A 13,914-nucleotide genomic window follows, 5' to 3' on the forward strand; every position below is an offset into this window, starting at 1 on the left:
TCTTCCCTGCCCGAGTCATAAGTTGACCCCACTGGTCAACTTCTCCTCCGCTCGACTTTAGGTAAGCTGACCAAGCTAGTCAACTTAGGTCGCGGGACGACGGCGAGAGGAGCACGGTGTCTCCGGAATCCCGGCTGCGCGCCGACGCCAGGCGCAATTCCGAGCAGATCCGCTCCGCCGCGATCGGCGCCTTCCAGGGCCGCGGCCTGACGGTTCCGCTGGAGGAGGTCGCGCGAGCGGCGGGGGTCAGCAAGGCCACGATCTTCAACCGGTTCGGCGGCCGGATCGGACTCATCGAGGCCGTGATCGAAGAGGTCGTCGCGACGGAACTGTTCGCCGTCATCGACCGCATGCGGACCATCGACGACGTCGGCGAGCAGGTCGCGTACTACCTCGCCGCGCTGCGCGACCTCCAGTACCGCCAACCCGCCGTCAACGACGTCCTGCTGCAGATCTATCCGGATTCGCCGCAGCTCATGGAGATCTGCCGCGTCGGCGGCGAAGCCAACGAAGAACTCGTCGCGGCAGCGCGGACCGCGGGCGTGGTGCGGCCCGAGTTCACGGCAGACGACCTCCATGCGCTCGTCGTCGACAACGCCCTCGCCCTCAAACACGGGGAACTGCCCGCCCGGGACGCCTACGACCGCCGCACCGCCTACCTCCTGGACGGAATCCGCGCTCTGGACTGAGGCCGCCCAGCCCAAGCGTCGATCCCGGCGAGCAGCAACTCCAGCCCGAACTGGAACCGCTCCTCGAAATCGAGCATGGACTCCACCGGCCCCGCCTCCAGGTGCACGTACTTCCGCGCCCCCAGCACGCCCTTCAGCACCTCGACCTCGTCCCCGGTCGCGCCCTGCTCCTCGAGCGTTTCGCCGAGCACGTAGCAAAAAACCGCGCTCGTCGCCCAGATCGCCCGCTTCCGCGGCAACCCGGACGCCAGCAGACCCCCGAGCAGACTGTCCACAAAGGTCAGATTGCTGCGCTTCGCCGCGTAGTTCCCGCCGACGATCCGCGCCCCGTCCCGGTGCGCGAGCAGCGCCGTGCGCAATCCGGCGGCCATGCTCCGCACGCGGCCCTTCCAATCGCCGTCCTCCGCGGGCAGCTTCGCGACCGCGCCGGCGAGGATCGCCTCGGCCATCTCGTCGATCAGCGCGTCCTTGCCGTCGAACAGGCGGTAGATCGCGGGCAGGTGCAGCCCCATCCGGTCGGCCAGCTGGCGCATGGTGAGCGCCTCCAGCCCGCCCGCGTCGACCAGGTCCAGCGCCTCGGCCACCGCCCGCTCGGCGCGCGTCGCCGCGATTCCCGCCCGTTTCGTGCCGGTTGACATGTTAACGATGTTACCAATACTCTCGCCGAGGCGGCAAGTAACAACGTTAACAAAGGAAGGGAAGCCGATGCCCCCGAATGCCGGAACCGCCGGGCAGCTGGACGTCTTCGTCCGGCAGCTGCGCTGGGAAGCCGACGGCGTCGTCTCGCTCGACCTGGCGGCCACCGCCGGGAAACCGCTGCCGAGCTGGGAGCCCGGCGCGCACATCGATCTCGTGCTGCCGAACGGCGTCGAGCGGCAGTACTCGCTCTGCGGTCCGCCCGGCGAACGCTCGTACTACCGGATCGGCGTCCGCCGGGAACGCGCGAGCCGCGGCGGTTCGGAATACGTGCACGCGTTTCTCCGCCCCGGCCAGCGTCTCGCGATCAAAGGCCCGCGGAACAATTTCGGTTTCCACCCCGCCCAGTCGTACGTCTTCGTGGCGGGCGGCATCGGCATCACCCCGATCCTTCCGATGGTCCGCGTCGCGGCCTCCCAGGGAGCCGACTGGCAGCTGTACTTCGGCGGCCGCACCAGCACGTCGATGCCGTTCCTCGGCGAACTCCGCGGCTACGGCGAGCGCGTGCACTGCCACCCGTCGGACACCATCGGCCGGATTTCGTTGTCCGCATTGGAAAAGCCCGTCGAAGCGGGCGCGAAGGTCTACGCCTGCGGCCCGGCTTCCCTGCTGTCCGATTTGGACACCGCAGCGGAGAACTGGCCCGCCGAAGCACTGCGCTTGGAACGCTTCAAAGCCCCGCAGGCCGCCCCCGCGGAGAACAAGCCGATCGAAGTCGAATGCGCGGCCTCGAAGAAGACCGTGTCCGTCGGCGCCGGCGAAAGCATCGTGAGCGCACTCGAAAAGGCCGGCATCCGCCCGGCGACCTCATGCCGGTCCGGAATCTGCGGCTCGTGCGAGACCAAGGTGCTCGACGGCGTCCCCGACCACCGCGACGGCATCCTTTCCGCGAGCGAACAAGCGGCGGGCGACCGGATGTTCGTCTGCGTGTCCCGCGCCCGCACCCCACGCCTCGTCCTCTACCTGTGACGGGAGAGATCATGACCACCGCGGCCGACGCCTACACCCCGATCACCATGGCGCGCATCCGGGAGATCATCGGGTTCCCGGACCAGTTCATCGCGGAGAAGAAGGAACCGCGGCTCGGCGAGTTCGCCATGCGGTTCATCGCGCACAGCCCGTTCTTCTGCGCCGCCACCTTCGGCGCGGACGGCCTGATGGACGTCAGCCCGAAGGGCGACCCGCCCGGTTCGGTGCGGATCCTCGACCCGTGGACGCTCGCCATCCCCGACCGGCCCGGCAACAAACTCGCCGACACCTTCGAAAACGTCACCGCGACTTCGTCGATCGGGCTCGTCTTCTTCGTGCCCGGCCTGCGCGAGGTGATCCGGGTCAACGGCGACGCCTTCGTCACCGACGACCCGGAACTGCTGGGCATGCTCAGTGCGGACAGCAAACCCGCGGTGCTCGCGACGGTCGTCCGGGTGCGCGAAGTGTTCGGGCAATGCGGAAAAGCCGTCATCCGGGCGAAACTGTGGGAGGGCGACACGCGCGGGCTCGCCGAAGCGGCGACCCTCGGCGGCGATTTCTACACGCTCTCCATCGCCGAACAGGCGCAGAAAATCAACAACAGCCTCGGCGATCTCGTCAACGGCGGCCTCTACGACGTGGTCGAGGAAAACTACCGGACCGAGCTGTTCTAGAAACTCCGTTGCTCCCGCCACGAAGCTCTGCCTAGTATCCGTTTTGTGCGATCTCGCCCCTCTTCCCTCACCGACGACACCATCATCCGCGCACTCGCCGAGCATTGGCAGCCCGTCTCCGAGATCGCTTACCTGCCTTGGGGTTTCGGCGCGCACCACTGGCGCGCCGGCTCCCTGTTCGTCACGCTGGACCAGCTCGAACCCCGGCACACCGCGGCGTCGCTGGAAAGCACTTACGCGAGCACCGCCGAACTGGCCGCCGCCGGGCTGGCGTTCGTCTGCGCCCCGGTGCCGACACGTTCCGGCCGGTTCACCGTCGGCACCGGAGTCGGCGCGCTCAGCGTCACCCCGATGCTGGACGGCCGCAGCCCCGCGGAAGACGAAGTCGACAAACCGGCAATCCTCGCCGCGCTCGACGCCCTGCACCGCACCCCGCCGCCCGCCGGACTGCGCGAGTGGGCACCGCAGGCCGGCCCCGGCTTCGCCGACGAGCTGCGCGCCCGCACCGCCGTGCCATGGACATCCGGCCCGCTGGCCGAAGATGCCCGCACCGCCCTCGCTTCCCGCGGCGACGCGATCAAACGCTGGAACGACCGCTACCTCGAGCTGGCCGCGCTAGCCGCCTCCCGGCGCGGCTCCTGGGTCCCGACCCACGGCGAACCCCACAACGACAACCAGGTCGTCACGCCCGACGGCCTGCGCCTGGTCGACTGGGAAACCCTCGCCGTCGCCCCGCGCGAACGCGATTACGCCGACCTGCCCGGCACCCCGGGCCTGGACCCGGAAATGACCGAACTGTTCGCCCTCGACTGGCGGCTCTCCGAACTGCGCGAGTACGCGGACTGGTTTTCCGCGCCGCACACCGGGAACGAGGACGACGTCATCGCACTCGAAGGCCTGCGCGAGGAACTAGGGCTCGGCTGACAGCGGCCTCAGCCGCTCAGACCAGGCTGTTCTCCTTGGCAGGCAAGGTGTTCCGAGTGGCGAGGCCAACAGCTCGGCCGACGGTATTGCGCAGCGCCAGCCCGTACCGAGTTCGCGGAACAAGCAGCGTGGCGACGAGGCTGACACGCCGACGCCTCGGATCCACCTGCCGCCGTTGTTTCGCCTCGTAGACCTGAAAAGCTCGCGCATGATCGCCAGGATGCGCTGCGAGCGCTTCGGCCAGCGTGTGCGCGCCTGCCATCGCCATGCTCGACCCGTCGCCGAGCAGCGCTACCGCGGACGCCGCGTCGCCGAGCAACGCCACGCGGCCGCGCCACCACTGGTCCATCCGCACGTTGGCGAGCGGATCGAAGAACGGTGTGGGGTGCTTCTGGTACGCCTCGACCAGTTCGGGGCTTCGCCAGCCGATTCCCGCGTACGCCTCGGCCACCATGCGCTTGTGCAGCGCGATGTCGTGACGGTCGTAGCCGGGCACTCGCCCGCTGCGGAAGGTGAACATCGCGAGCGGTTTTCCCTGGGACGGATGGAGGGTGAGCATCCGGCCGGGCGCAGTGAACATCACCGCCGTCTCCGGGTCGTCGAGGGCACTGGGCTCCACCGGCACCGTCGCGCTGTACAGGCCCAGGCTGGTCGTGAACTGCTCCGCAGGGCCGAAAACCATGCGGCGTACCGGGGAATGGATGCCGTCCGTGCCGACGACCAGGTCGAAACGGCGCGGCGGCGACCGGCGGAAGGTGACCTCGACGCCCGACCGGTCCTGCCGGAGGCTGGTGATCGTTTCGGCGAAGAGGAACTCCGCGTCGTCCCGCGCTGCCCGGTGCAGCACCGCGGACAGGTCAGCCCGGGTTACCTCGATCGACTGCGGAGAAGCCGTCGGGACCCGGAGAAGCTGCCGCCCGTCCGGACCGAGCAGCGAAAGGGCGCTCGCCCCGGTAGCGACCTCGCGCAACCGCGGGAGGATGCCCATGCTCCTCGCGAAGGTCAACGCCGGCTCCTTGACGACGACGGCGCTCCCTCCGGACCGCAACTCTTTGGCCTGCTCGACGACCGTCGGCCGATACCCGTGCCGGGCCAGCCAATACGCGAGAGCCGGACCGGCGATACCGGCACCGTGGATCAGGACGCGCGAAGGCGCCATAGCCGCAACCTTTCCGAAGAGGGAAGCGACGAGCGCCGCGAGCAGGCTTCGAAGCCCGGGCGCGGGTTCTCAGGTACGTCACTCGTCGTACCTGCAAGTCAAACACGCCCTTCAGGTACGATGCAAGACGTACCTGAAAGAGGTGAGGCGATGAGCGAGTCACATCCGGCCGGAGACGCCGACCTGGGCACGGTGTTCCGCGCGCTCGCCGACGAGCACCGCCGCACCGTGATCGCCGAACTGGCGGCGGACGAGGGCGACAGCGAGCGCACCTGCAACTCGTTCGATCTCCCGGTGTCCAAGCAGACGCAGACGCACCACTTCCGGGTGCTGCGCGAGGCCGGGCTGATCCACGAGATCAACTACGGCAACCGCAAGGGAATCCGGTTGCGCCGGGCCGAGATCGACCGCCGCCTCCCCGGACTGCTCGACCTGCTGACCGCGGAACGCCGCGCCGCCAAGCTCACCTGACCCGAACTACGACGTCCGGCTGCCGGAATCCCCGGGCGTCGACCCAGCGCCCGCCGTCGAGGCGGCCGGTGGCGGCCACCCGGTCAAGCTGGCCAGGCGAACAGAACCTGCCCCCGCCCCGACGATCTCCCCGGTGTCCGCGAACAGATAGACGCACCGCGTGAGCGTCCATTCGCAACGCACGACCGGGCGCCGCAGAACGGCCTCGAACCAGTCCGCCGCCCGGGCCGCCAGTTCTTCCGGATCGCCGGTCGCCGCGAACGCGAGGCCGGTGGGCTCGTCCGGGAGCGTGAACAACTGGTCGTGCACCTGGTCGCCGCGCAGAGTCCGGCCGTCCAGATGCACCCCGAGGGTCAAGAGAACGCATCCGGCGACGGGATCGGACAGGTCCAGGGAAGCTACCAGCGGAAGCTCCGCGCCGGGCGGGTCCGCTCGGCTGTCGAGCGGACTTGCGCGCCACTGAGCCGCGCGAATCCGCAGCGCCTCGACAAAGCGGCGTTCGGTCTCGCCGAGGTCCCCGCCGTACTCGAACCATTCGTCCGCCACAGTCAGGAAGCATGCCAGCGGAACGGCTAAGTGCCCAGCAATTCCGGCACGAAAAGATCTTCCGCCTTCATCGGCCTCTTCGACAATCCCTGCTCGAAATGCCACCGCAAGAACGCTTCCAGCGACAACCGGTTCCGCTCAATCCCGTACGGCCACCAATCCTCCCCGAACAACCGGCGGTTCTCGTCGTACAGCGCACTGAACCACGGCACCATCCCGGCGTCGCCCATGTGATTGACGACGCGGCCACGCCGGTAATCCGCCATCGCGACTTCCTTCGCCTCGACGAACCCCCGATACAGCCGCTCCGCCAACCCAGGCTGCTCCGCCAGCAGCTCCCGCCGGACCACCACTGTGTGCATGATCGGCCGGATCCCGGTGCGCCGGTAATACTCGCGCTCCACCTGCACGTAATCCGGGAACAACTGCGCCACCTCGGGCGAATCCTCCCGGATCCCGCGCGGCGGATCCGCGGTGATCAACGCGTCGATCTCCCCGCTTTCCAGCATCGGCCCGAGTGCTTTCCCCGCCGGGGCCTGCCGCGCCTCCACTTCCGCGGGATGCAGGCGCGGAACGAAATCGAACCACTCCATCGGCCAGTCGAATCCGCCGATCACCCACCGGCTTTGCTCCGGCCGCACGCCGTATTCGTCCGACAGCACGCCTTTCGCGACCACGCCCGCGTCGTGCCCGTAAGTCGCGAACTCGCCGATCGTCTTGCCGATCAAGTCGCGCGGCGCCCGGATCCCGCTGCGGGCGTTGACGTAGATCGCCGAATGCCGGAACTGCCGGTTCGGGAACACCGGCAGGGCGACGAACGGCGGATCCGGCAGGTCAAGGGTGCGCAGGTAGAACGTGAGCCCGAGCTCGGCGACAGCGAACTCCCTGCCCCGCACCATCCGCTCGAACAGGTCCGAGACGACGTCGGCGGTGTGCAGGGTCGCCTCGACGCCTTCGAAGCGGACCCGGCCGTCGAACAGCGGGCGGGTGTTGTCGTAGCGGTACAGGCCGACGTCCAGCCGCAGGTCAGTCATCACATGCCCCTCTCCGTCCCTTCTAATACTAAACGCGTTTACTATCTGCGGGCAACCGCTACGATGCCTCCCGATGGACAAGGACGCACTCGCCGAACTCTTCGCCACCGCCTCGCTCGGCGCCCCCGAGAACGCGGTGGGGTTCGTGATGTGGCGCGTCGTGCACCGCTACGTCCGCGAGGTCGACCAGGCCCTCGCCCCGCTCGACCTGACGCACCTGCAGTTCCAGACGCTCGCGCTCGCCGGCTGGCTGAACCGCACCGGCGGCCCGGTGACCCAATCCGGTCTCGCGACGTCCGGCGACATCCATCCGATGCAAGTGTCGCAGATCCTCAAAACGCTGGAGCGCAAGGGATTCGTCGCCCGCGCCCGCAGTGCCGACGACGTGCGCGCCAAACGCGTCGAGGTCACCGACTCCGGCGGAGCCGCCCTGCGCGCCGCGATGCCGCTCGTGATCGAGGTGCAGCACCGGATCTTCGGCGACGAGGGGCTGCCGGGCGGAAGCCTGCTGAACACCTTGCTGCGCCTGGACAATTCCTGACCGGGCCGCTCGCCGGGCTGCTACAGTGGAAGCGCACCTGTCTCGGGGAGGGACGATGCCGGGAGCTTTCACCGACCGCAAAGCACAAGAACGCTACTTCGCCGTCTACGCGGAAGTCCTGCGAAAGTGGCCGGTTCCGGCCGAGGAACTGGACATTCCCACGAAGTTCGGCCCCACGCGCGTCCGGCGCAGCGGCCCCGGACACGGCACGCCGATCGTGTTGCTGCACGGCATCATGGGCTCGTCGCTGTCCTGGTACCCGCACCTCGCCGAACTCGCCGCCCGGCACCCGGTCTACGCCGTCGATTCGATCGGCGAACCGGGCCACTCGGTCGAGACCGAGCCCGCGAGCACCGACGACGACCTCGCCGAATGGCTTTCCGAAGTCCTCGCCGCCCTCGACCAGGAGAAGGCGTACCTGGCCGGGGTTTCGCGCGGCGGCTACCTGGCGCTCAACCTCGCGACCCGTTCCACCGACCGGATCGCGGGCGTCATCGGGCTGGAACCGGCCGGATTCGCGGAGCTCAGCGTCCCGAAATTCATCCTTTGGAGCATGAAAGAGATCTTCCCCTGGCTGCTGCCCGCCGCGATCCAGCGCCGGATCATCGACGGCGACCCGGCCGTGCGGCGCACCCTGCGGCCCCTGCTGTTCGCCACCTTCAAGTACAAAGCACAGCTGCCGCCGCAGCGCGTCTTCGCCGACGACGAACTCCGCGCGATCGACGTCCCCGTCCAGTTGGTCCTCGGCGCGCGCAGCCACATCCACCGCGCGCGCGAAGTCGCCGCCCGGGTCGCGAAGCTGAATCCCCGTATCCGCACGGAAATCGTACCGAGAACAACGCACGCGCTAACGCTTCAGCAACCCGAACTCGTCACCACGCACGTTCTCGACTTCGTCGAAGCAGACCGGACCTGACGTCAAACCTGCCGCGCGGTCGCCATCGCCCGCTCCGTCTCCCAGAACGCACGCATCGAAACGACCAGCCCGTCCTCGTTCACCCGGTACACGAACACCCCGTCGGTGTCGACGCGGTAGCCGCCGGGCAGGTACGTCGTGATGGTGCCGACGTTCGCGACCTCCGAGCCCGCCGCGTGCGAATCGCGGATCACGAACTCGAACTTCTCGACGTTCCCGATCGTCTTGTCCCAGAAGGCGGAAAGACCGTCGCGGCCGTGGTGGCCCTTGCCCTCCTCGTCGAACATCGACGGGCCGACCGGGTCCTCGACGACCGCGTCCGGGGCGAACAGCGCGAGCCAGCCGTCCTTGTCCCCCGCGGTCGCCGCCGTCATCGACTTGAACGCCGCTTCCCGCGCGGGCGGCTGCTTCGCCGCGGGGTCCCAGCAGACCTCGACTCCCATGTCACTCCTCGATTTTCGCGATGATCTCGTCGCCGAACTTGCGGATCGCGTCGACCTTCGGGCCGAGGTCCGCGTCGAATCCGTGGCCCTCGAACACCCACGGCATGGTGATCGCGTCGGTGACGCCCGCCTCGGCCTGTTCGCGGAACCCGTCGAGCCCGAACCGGTCGACGCACACCGCCTGGAACTCGAACGGGTCCTCAGCGCGCCCGCGCTCGGCGAGCAGGCCCTTCAGCTTGCCGATGGTCTCGCGCAGCTGGTCGAGCGTCATCATCGCGGACGACCAGCCGTCCGCCACGCGCGCGGCCCGGCGCAGCGCGACGTCGGTGTGCCCGCCGATGTAGAACGGCACCCGCGACGGCGGCGCCGGGCTCATCTTGAGCTTGTCGAAGTCGAAGAACTCGCCGTGGAACTCGACCATGTCGCCGCCGAGGATCAGCCGCAGCACCTCGATCGCCTCGTCGAACCGCTTGCCGCGGCGCGCGTACGGCGCGCCGCACCATTCGAATTCCTCCGGCGACCAGCCGATCCCCAGCCCTAGGCCGAAGCGCCCGCCGGTCAGCGCGGCGACCGAGTTGACCTGCCGGGCGAGCAGCACCGGATTGCGCGAACCGAGTTTCAGCACCGAGGTGTAGAACCGGATCCGCTCGGTCACCGCGCCCATCGAAGCGGTCGCGACCAGCGGATCGGCCCAGGGCGTGTTCTCGTCCCAGAACCGGCTGCCGTCGGGGGTGTAGGGATAGTCGGCGGACACTTTCTCGGAGTAGAAGAGCGAATCGGGCAGCACGATCGAGGAGAACCCGGCCTCCTCGGCGGCGCGGGCCAGACCGGTCAGCTGGTCGAGCGGGCTCATCGCGATCGACAAGGAGAACTTCATGCCGCGGACTATAACGTGTTCTAGTTTTGTCGGCCACCGCCCGATCGGCGGCGCCGCCGGGAACTCTCCGCGCACGGTCCGCGTTGTCCGTTTCAGGGACGGCTGCCCGGCCGTCGCGTCAGATCGAGACACGGAGTGACCCATGGGCACCGCGATCCTCCTGATCGTGCTGGTCGTCGTCATCGTCGGAGGCGGGTTGTACCTGGCCAGGAAGCAGGCCGCGACCAGGCAGAGCCAGCTCGACGACGCGAAGGCCGACGCGCGCCGCCTCGTCGAGCGCCTCGGCGGCCAGGTCCTCAACATCACCGGCACCGACACCGCCTCCCAGCAGGCGATGGCCGACGCGAGCGAGCGCTACAACGCCGCCGGTTCGCAACTGGAGCAGGCCAAGACCGTCGAACAGGCCCGGCTGGTGAAGGAAACCGCCATCGAAGGCCTGTACTACGTCCGCGCCGCGCGCACGGCGATGGGCATGGACCCCGGCCCCGCACTGCCGGACGAGGCCGAGCGCGAACGCGCGGGCAAGGTCACCGAACACCGCGAGGTGGACGTCGAAGGCCAGCGCTACGCCGCCTCGCCCGACCCCGGCCAGGACACGCCGTACTACTACCCCGGCGGCCGCGTCGCGGGACGCCCGGTGCCGCAGGGCTGGTACAGCGAACCGTGGTGGAAGCCCGCGCTCGTGGCGGGCGCGTGGGGCCTCGGCTCGATGTTCCTGTTCAGCGCCATGTTCTCCGGCATGAGCGGCATCGCCAGCGCCTCGGCCTGGGAATCCGGCTACGACGCGGGCCAGGCGGACGCCCTGGACGCCGGCGGCATGGACGGCGGCTTCGACGGCGGAGGCTTTGACGGCGGCGGTTTCGACGGAAGCCAGGACTTCGGCGGAGGTTTCGACGGAGGCGGCTTCGACGGCGGCGGGTTTGACGGCGGAGGCTTCGACTTCTGACCCGGTGATCCGGCTGAAGGCCCCGCGGCAGATTTGCCGCGGGGCCTTCGTCGTCTCCCTGTCCCGCGGCTAGAGGCTGCTGCGCGGCTGGTCATGGTTGACCGGGCAGCGCCGCGGCGTCCCGCAGCCAGCACACCGCGTCGGAAATCGCCTCAAGCGGGCTGGCAGGTGGGACACCAATAAAGATTCCGCGCAGCCAATTCCTTCTGCGCCACCGGCGTCCCGCAGATCAAACACGGCATCCCGGCCCGCCGGTACACGTAAACCTCGCCCCCGTGCCGATCCTCCCGGGGAGCGCGCCCCATCGCCGCGGGCAGATGCTCCGGCGCGACCGTGTCGATCCGCCCGACGCGGACCCCGGCGCGCATCAGCGTCACCAGATCCGCCCACATGCCCTCCCACTGCGCGCGGTCCAGCGAACGGCCCGGGATCATCGGCGAAATCCCGTGCCGGAACAGCACTTCCGCGCGATAAACGTTTCCGACCCCGGCCAGTACAGCCTGGTCCATCAGCAACGCGGCGATCGTCGTACGAGACCGGGAAATCCGCTCCCACGCGCGATCCGGCTTGGCGTCGCGGCGCAGCGGGTCCGGGCCGAGCCTGGCCTTGATCGCGTCGACCTGCGCCGGATCCAGCAGTTCGCACCGGGTCGGGCCGCGCAAATCGGTCCAGTGAGTGCGGCCGACCAGCCGCATCCGCACCTGGCCGACCGGCGCGGTCTCCGGCAACGGCGTCTCGGCAAAAGTGCCGTACAGACCTAAGTGGACATGGACTGTCCCCAACGGACCGTAGTTGTGGAACAGGTGCTTCCCGTACGCCTCGGCGGAAACGAGCACCTGCCCGTCGAGTTTCCCCGCCTCCGCGGCGAACCGGCCCTGCGGACTGCTGAGGCCGACCGGTCCGCCGGCGTAGCGGCGTTTGTGGAGACGGGCCAGCCGATGGAGCGTGTGCCCCTCGGGCATCAGGCCTCCGGCAGGGCGGGCGGAGTGCCGGTGCGCTCGTAGTCGAGCAGCTGCTGCACGCGCCGCGTGTGGCGCTCGGCCGGGTCCACCGGCGTGGCGAGGAACGCGTCGACGATCTCGGTCGCCTGCTCCTCGGTGTGCATCCGGGCGCCGACGCCCAGCACCTGGGCGTGGTTGTGCTGCCGGGTCAGCTGCGCGGTTTCGACGCTCCAGCCCAGCCCGGCGCGGATGCCCGGCACCTTGTTCGCGGCGATCTGCTCGCCGTTGCCGGACCCGCCGATGACGATCCCGAGGCTGCCCTCGTCGGCGGCCACGCGGCGCGCGGTTTCGACGCAGAACGCCGGGTAGTCGTCCGCCGCGTCGTAGACGAACGGACCGATGTCGGTCACCTCGTGCCCCTGTTCGCCGAGGTGGCGGACAAGGTGGTTCTTCAGCTCGAAACCGGCATGGTCGGATCCCAAGTAGACACGCACAGCGGGAGTGTGCCATCTCGCCGCCTGCCCGGCATGCTCCGGGGGTGGACATCGCAGCGCAGCGCGGCACGGACGTCCGGCTCGAATGGGGCGGCGAAGGCGTCGCCGTCCTCGGCCGGGAATGCGCCGTGCTGATCATCGTGGACGTGCTTTCCTTCAGCACCACAACGGATCTCGTCGTCAGCCGCGGCGGCCGCGTGCTGCCGGTGCGATGGCGCGACGAACGCGGGGTCGCCGAGGCGCGCGGAGCGGGAGCGGTGGTCGCCGGAGAAGAGGAATGGACGCTCCGGCCGTCTTCTGTGACGGAGATCCCGTCCGGCACGCTGCTCGCGCTCCCCTCCCCCAATGGTGCGACGCTCTGTGCGGCCGCGGCGAAAACCGGCGCGCACGTATTGGCCGGTTGCCTGCGGAATGCGTCGGCGACCGCGGCGAAAGCCAGGGAAATCGCCGGCGGGCGGCCGATCGGCGTCATTCCCGCCGGGGAACGGTGGGGCGTCGACCTGTTCGGGGAAGGAGCGGAATCCGGTCCGCTGCGGCCGTGCGTCGAGGACCAGCTGGGCGCGGGCGCGATCGTCAGCGCGCTGCCCGGCTCGTGGTCCGCCGAAGCCGCGCTCGCCGCCGCTGCCTACGCGGGCACCGACGTGCCAGCCGCGCTGCGCGCCTGCAGCTCCGGCCGGGAACTCGCCGCGACCGGCCACGGCAACGACGTCGTCCTCGCGGCCCAGCAGGACGTCAGCGCTAGCGTGGCGAGCCTGGCACACGGAATCCTGGAGGGGCGATGAGCTGGACCGAGGTGGCCGACCGGGTTTTCGCCCGCCGGTACGACGAACTGGACCTGACGACCGGCCTCGTGCTCGGCCAGGAGCGATGCCTGGTGATCGACACCCGCGGCGACGTCGACCAGGGCGCCGAATTCGCCGCCGCGATCCGGGAGCTGACCGAACTGCCGTGGTCGGTCGTCTACACGCACGCGCATTTCGACCACGCCTTCGGCACCACGCCGTTCCTGCCGTGCGACGTCTGGGCCCACCCCGGGTGCCTGCGAGCCATGCTGGAAAACGGCGAAGCTGACAAACAAACCTGGGCCGCGCACTACCGCGAAGAGGGCAAGCCGGAGATCGCCGACGCCATCGAACGAACCGGGCTCATGCCGCCGGACCGCCTCGTGCCCGACCGCGCCGAACTCGACCTCGGCGGCCGCACAGCCGCGCTCGTGCACCCCGGCCCCGCGCACACCGACCACGACCTGCTGGTCCACGTGCCGGACGCGGACGTCGTCTTCGCCGGAGACGTCGTGGAACACGGCCCGCACGGCTTCACCGCGTACTCGTTCGGGCCGGACGACCAACTCGACGCGTGGGCCGCAGCGATGGACGCGCTGCTCGCGCTCGAACCTCGCGTCGTCGTGCCTGGGCACGGCGACCCGGTGGATGCGGCGTTCGTGCGGACGCATCGCGACGGGCTGCTGCGGCTGCACGAACTGAAGGCGACCAAGGCGTCGCGCGAAGAGGCGCTGAAGGGCTCGCCGTATCCGGAGGACGTCACCAAGGCGGCGCTCGGGTTCTCGTGAGTGTTTATGCCGGTTAGAACCGGC

Annotated in this window: 18 protein-coding genes; 10 read left to right on the forward strand and 8 right to left on the reverse strand. The window is 69.4% G+C overall.

Features of this window, described 5'->3' with window-relative positions; all coding sequences use genetic code 11:
- Positions 1 to 116: 116 nt before the first annotated feature.
- Positions 117 to 689 (forward strand): TetR/AcrR family transcriptional regulator, encoded by a 573-nt coding sequence (locus tag L3Q65_RS22955; RefSeq protein ID WP_182894029.1) that lies wholly within the window; start codon positions 117 to 119, stop codon positions 687 to 689.
- Here the strand turns inward: L3Q65_RS22955 and L3Q65_RS22960 are convergent.
- The gene (locus tag L3Q65_RS22960; protein ID WP_182894028.1) at positions 656 to 1,327 is read right to left on the reverse strand and encodes a TetR/AcrR family transcriptional regulator C-terminal domain-containing protein; all 672 of its coding nucleotides are present in this window, start codon (positions 1,325 to 1,327) and stop codon (positions 656 to 658) included. The genes L3Q65_RS22955 and L3Q65_RS22960 overlap by 34 nt on opposite strands.
- Before the next feature lie 67 nt (positions 1,328 to 1,394).
- Here L3Q65_RS22960 and L3Q65_RS22965 point away from each other — a divergent pair, with 67 nt between their 5' ends.
- Genes L3Q65_RS22965 through L3Q65_RS22975 form a run of 3 tightly spaced genes read left to right on the forward strand, consistent with a single transcriptional unit; the run spans position 1,395 to position 3,952 of the window.
- Positions 1,395 to 2,354 (forward strand): PDR/VanB family oxidoreductase, encoded by a 960-nt coding sequence (locus L3Q65_RS22965; RefSeq protein WP_182894027.1) that lies wholly within the window; start codon positions 1,395 to 1,397, stop codon positions 2,352 to 2,354.
- An 11-nt stretch (positions 2,355 to 2,365) separates the two neighbouring features.
- Complete coding sequence (locus tag L3Q65_RS22970; protein WP_182894026.1) at positions 2,366 to 3,028, forward strand: MSMEG_1061 family FMN-dependent PPOX-type flavoprotein; 663 nt, start codon at positions 2,366 to 2,368, stop codon at positions 3,026 to 3,028.
- 45 nt (positions 3,029 to 3,073) lie between these two features.
- Complete coding sequence (locus L3Q65_RS22975; protein WP_237600774.1) at positions 3,074 to 3,952, forward strand: aminoglycoside phosphotransferase family protein; 879 nt, start codon at positions 3,074 to 3,076, stop codon at positions 3,950 to 3,952.
- Positions 3,953 to 3,968: 16 nt separating this feature from the next.
- Here the strand turns inward: L3Q65_RS22975 and L3Q65_RS22980 are convergent, their stop codons facing one another.
- The gene (locus L3Q65_RS22980) at positions 3,969 to 5,111 is read right to left on the reverse strand and encodes an FAD-dependent monooxygenase (protein ID WP_237600775.1); all 1,143 of its coding nucleotides are present in this window, start codon (positions 5,109 to 5,111) and stop codon (positions 3,969 to 3,971) included.
- Between the two features lie 150 nt (positions 5,112 to 5,261).
- Between L3Q65_RS22980 and L3Q65_RS22985 the strand changes: the two genes are divergently transcribed.
- Entirely contained in the window at positions 5,262 to 5,582 is a 321-nt protein-coding gene (locus L3Q65_RS22985; protein ID WP_237600776.1) for a helix-turn-helix transcriptional regulator, read from the forward strand.
- Positions 5,583 to 5,588: 6 nt separating this feature from the next.
- On the opposite strand, the gene L3Q65_RS22990 is transcribed toward L3Q65_RS22985, so the two are convergent.
- The gene (locus L3Q65_RS22990; protein WP_237600777.1) at positions 5,589 to 6,128 is read right to left on the reverse strand and encodes a hypothetical protein; all 540 of its coding nucleotides are present in this window, start codon (positions 6,126 to 6,128) and stop codon (positions 5,589 to 5,591) included.
- Positions 6,129 to 6,154: 26 nt separating this feature from the next.
- Entirely contained in the window at positions 6,155 to 7,162 is a 1,008-nt protein-coding gene (locus L3Q65_RS22995) for a 4,5-dihydroxyphthalate decarboxylase (RefSeq protein ID WP_237600778.1), read from the reverse strand.
- A gap of 73 nt (positions 7,163 to 7,235) precedes the next feature.
- On the opposite strand from L3Q65_RS22995, the gene L3Q65_RS23000 reads away from it, so the two are divergent.
- Entirely contained in the window at positions 7,236 to 7,703 is a 468-nt protein-coding gene (locus L3Q65_RS23000) for a MarR family winged helix-turn-helix transcriptional regulator (RefSeq protein WP_182894020.1), read from the forward strand.
- Positions 7,704 to 7,758: 55 nt separating this feature from the next.
- Positions 7,759 to 8,619 (forward strand): alpha/beta fold hydrolase, encoded by an 861-nt coding sequence (locus L3Q65_RS23005; protein ID WP_182894019.1) that lies wholly within the window; start codon positions 7,759 to 7,761, stop codon positions 8,617 to 8,619.
- Between the two features lie 2 nt (positions 8,620 to 8,621).
- Here the strand turns inward: L3Q65_RS23005 and L3Q65_RS23010 are convergent, their stop codons facing one another.
- Positions 8,622 to 9,062, reverse strand: a complete 441-nt coding sequence (locus L3Q65_RS23010) for a nuclear transport factor 2 family protein (RefSeq protein WP_182894018.1) — start codon at positions 9,060 to 9,062, stop codon at positions 8,622 to 8,624.
- 1 nt (position 9,063) lies between these two features.
- The gene (locus L3Q65_RS23015; protein WP_182894017.1) at positions 9,064 to 9,939 is read right to left on the reverse strand and encodes a TIGR03619 family F420-dependent LLM class oxidoreductase; all 876 of its coding nucleotides are present in this window, start codon (positions 9,937 to 9,939) and stop codon (positions 9,064 to 9,066) included.
- Positions 9,940 to 10,081: 142 nt separating this feature from the next.
- Here L3Q65_RS23015 and L3Q65_RS23020 point away from each other — a divergent pair, with 142 nt between their 5' ends.
- The gene (locus L3Q65_RS23020; protein WP_182894016.1) at positions 10,082 to 10,885 is read left to right on the forward strand and encodes a hypothetical protein; all 804 of its coding nucleotides are present in this window, start codon (positions 10,082 to 10,084) and stop codon (positions 10,883 to 10,885) included.
- A 152-nt stretch (positions 10,886 to 11,037) separates the two neighbouring features.
- Here the strand turns inward: L3Q65_RS23020 and L3Q65_RS23025 are convergent, their stop codons facing one another.
- Complete coding sequence (locus L3Q65_RS23025) at positions 11,038 to 11,847, reverse strand: Fpg/Nei family DNA glycosylase (RefSeq protein ID WP_182894015.1); 810 nt, start codon at positions 11,845 to 11,847, stop codon at positions 11,038 to 11,040.
- Entirely contained in the window at positions 11,847 to 12,320 is a 474-nt protein-coding gene (locus L3Q65_RS23030; protein WP_037814042.1) for a ribose-5-phosphate isomerase, read from the reverse strand. Before L3Q65_RS23030 ends, L3Q65_RS23025 begins: the two co-directional genes overlap by 1 nt.
- Before the next feature lie 44 nt (positions 12,321 to 12,364).
- Here L3Q65_RS23030 and L3Q65_RS23035 point away from each other — a divergent pair, with 44 nt between their 5' ends.
- Both L3Q65_RS23035 and L3Q65_RS23040 read left to right on the forward strand, forming a co-directional pair.
- On the forward strand, positions 12,365 to 13,102 hold the full coding sequence (locus L3Q65_RS23035) for a 2-phosphosulfolactate phosphatase (RefSeq protein WP_182894014.1): 738 nt from the start codon (positions 12,365 to 12,367) through the stop codon (positions 13,100 to 13,102).
- A complete protein-coding gene (locus L3Q65_RS23040; RefSeq protein ID WP_182894013.1) occupies positions 13,099 to 13,890 on the forward strand; it encodes an MBL fold metallo-hydrolase in 792 nt (263 codons plus the stop codon). The genes L3Q65_RS23035 and L3Q65_RS23040 overlap by 4 nt, the downstream gene beginning before the upstream one ends.
- Positions 13,891 to 13,914: the final 24 nt, after the last annotated feature.

Origin of the sequence: Amycolatopsis sp. FU40 (assembly GCF_021903635.1) — a bacterium.
Lineage (GTDB): Bacteria > Actinomycetota > Actinomycetes > Mycobacteriales > Pseudonocardiaceae > Amycolatopsis > Amycolatopsis dendrobii.

Bases quoted from the DNA above. Each gene is read 5' to 3' on its own strand.
- L3Q65_RS22980 (WP_237600775.1), bottom strand. From the start codon at position 5,111: ATGGCGCCTTCGCGCGTCCTGATCCACGGTGCCGGTATCGCCGGTCCG.
- L3Q65_RS23040 (WP_182894013.1), top strand. From the start codon at position 13,099: ATGAGCTGGACCGAGGTGGCCGACCGGGTTTTCGCCCGCCGGTACGAC.
- L3Q65_RS22960 (WP_182894028.1), bottom strand. From the start codon at position 1,327: ATGTCAACCGGCACGAAACGGGCGGGAATCGCGGCGACGCGCGCCGAG.
- L3Q65_RS22995 (WP_237600778.1), bottom strand. From the start codon at position 7,162: ATGACTGACCTGCGGCTGGACGTCGGCCTGTACCGCTACGACAACACC.
- L3Q65_RS22965 (WP_182894027.1), top strand. From the start codon at position 1,395: ATGCCCCCGAATGCCGGAACCGCCGGGCAGCTGGACGTCTTCGTCCGG.
- L3Q65_RS23015 (WP_182894017.1), bottom strand. From the start codon at position 9,939: ATGAAGTTCTCCTTGTCGATCGCGATGAGCCCGCTCGACCAGCTGACC.
- L3Q65_RS23010 (WP_182894018.1), bottom strand. From the start codon at position 9,062: ATGGGAGTCGAGGTCTGCTGGGACCCCGCGGCGAAGCAGCCGCCCGCG.
- L3Q65_RS22970 (WP_182894026.1), top strand. From the start codon at position 2,366: ATGACCACCGCGGCCGACGCCTACACCCCGATCACCATGGCGCGCATC.
- L3Q65_RS23020 (WP_182894016.1), top strand. From the start codon at position 10,082: ATGGGCACCGCGATCCTCCTGATCGTGCTGGTCGTCGTCATCGTCGGA.
- L3Q65_RS22985 (WP_237600776.1), top strand. From the start codon at position 5,262: ATGAGCGAGTCACATCCGGCCGGAGACGCCGACCTGGGCACGGTGTTC.
- L3Q65_RS23005 (WP_182894019.1), top strand. From the start codon at position 7,759: ATGCCGGGAGCTTTCACCGACCGCAAAGCACAAGAACGCTACTTCGCC.
- L3Q65_RS23025 (WP_182894015.1), bottom strand. From the start codon at position 11,847: ATGCCCGAGGGGCACACGCTCCATCGGCTGGCCCGTCTCCACAAACGC.
- L3Q65_RS23000 (WP_182894020.1), top strand. From the start codon at position 7,236: ATGGACAAGGACGCACTCGCCGAACTCTTCGCCACCGCCTCGCTCGGC.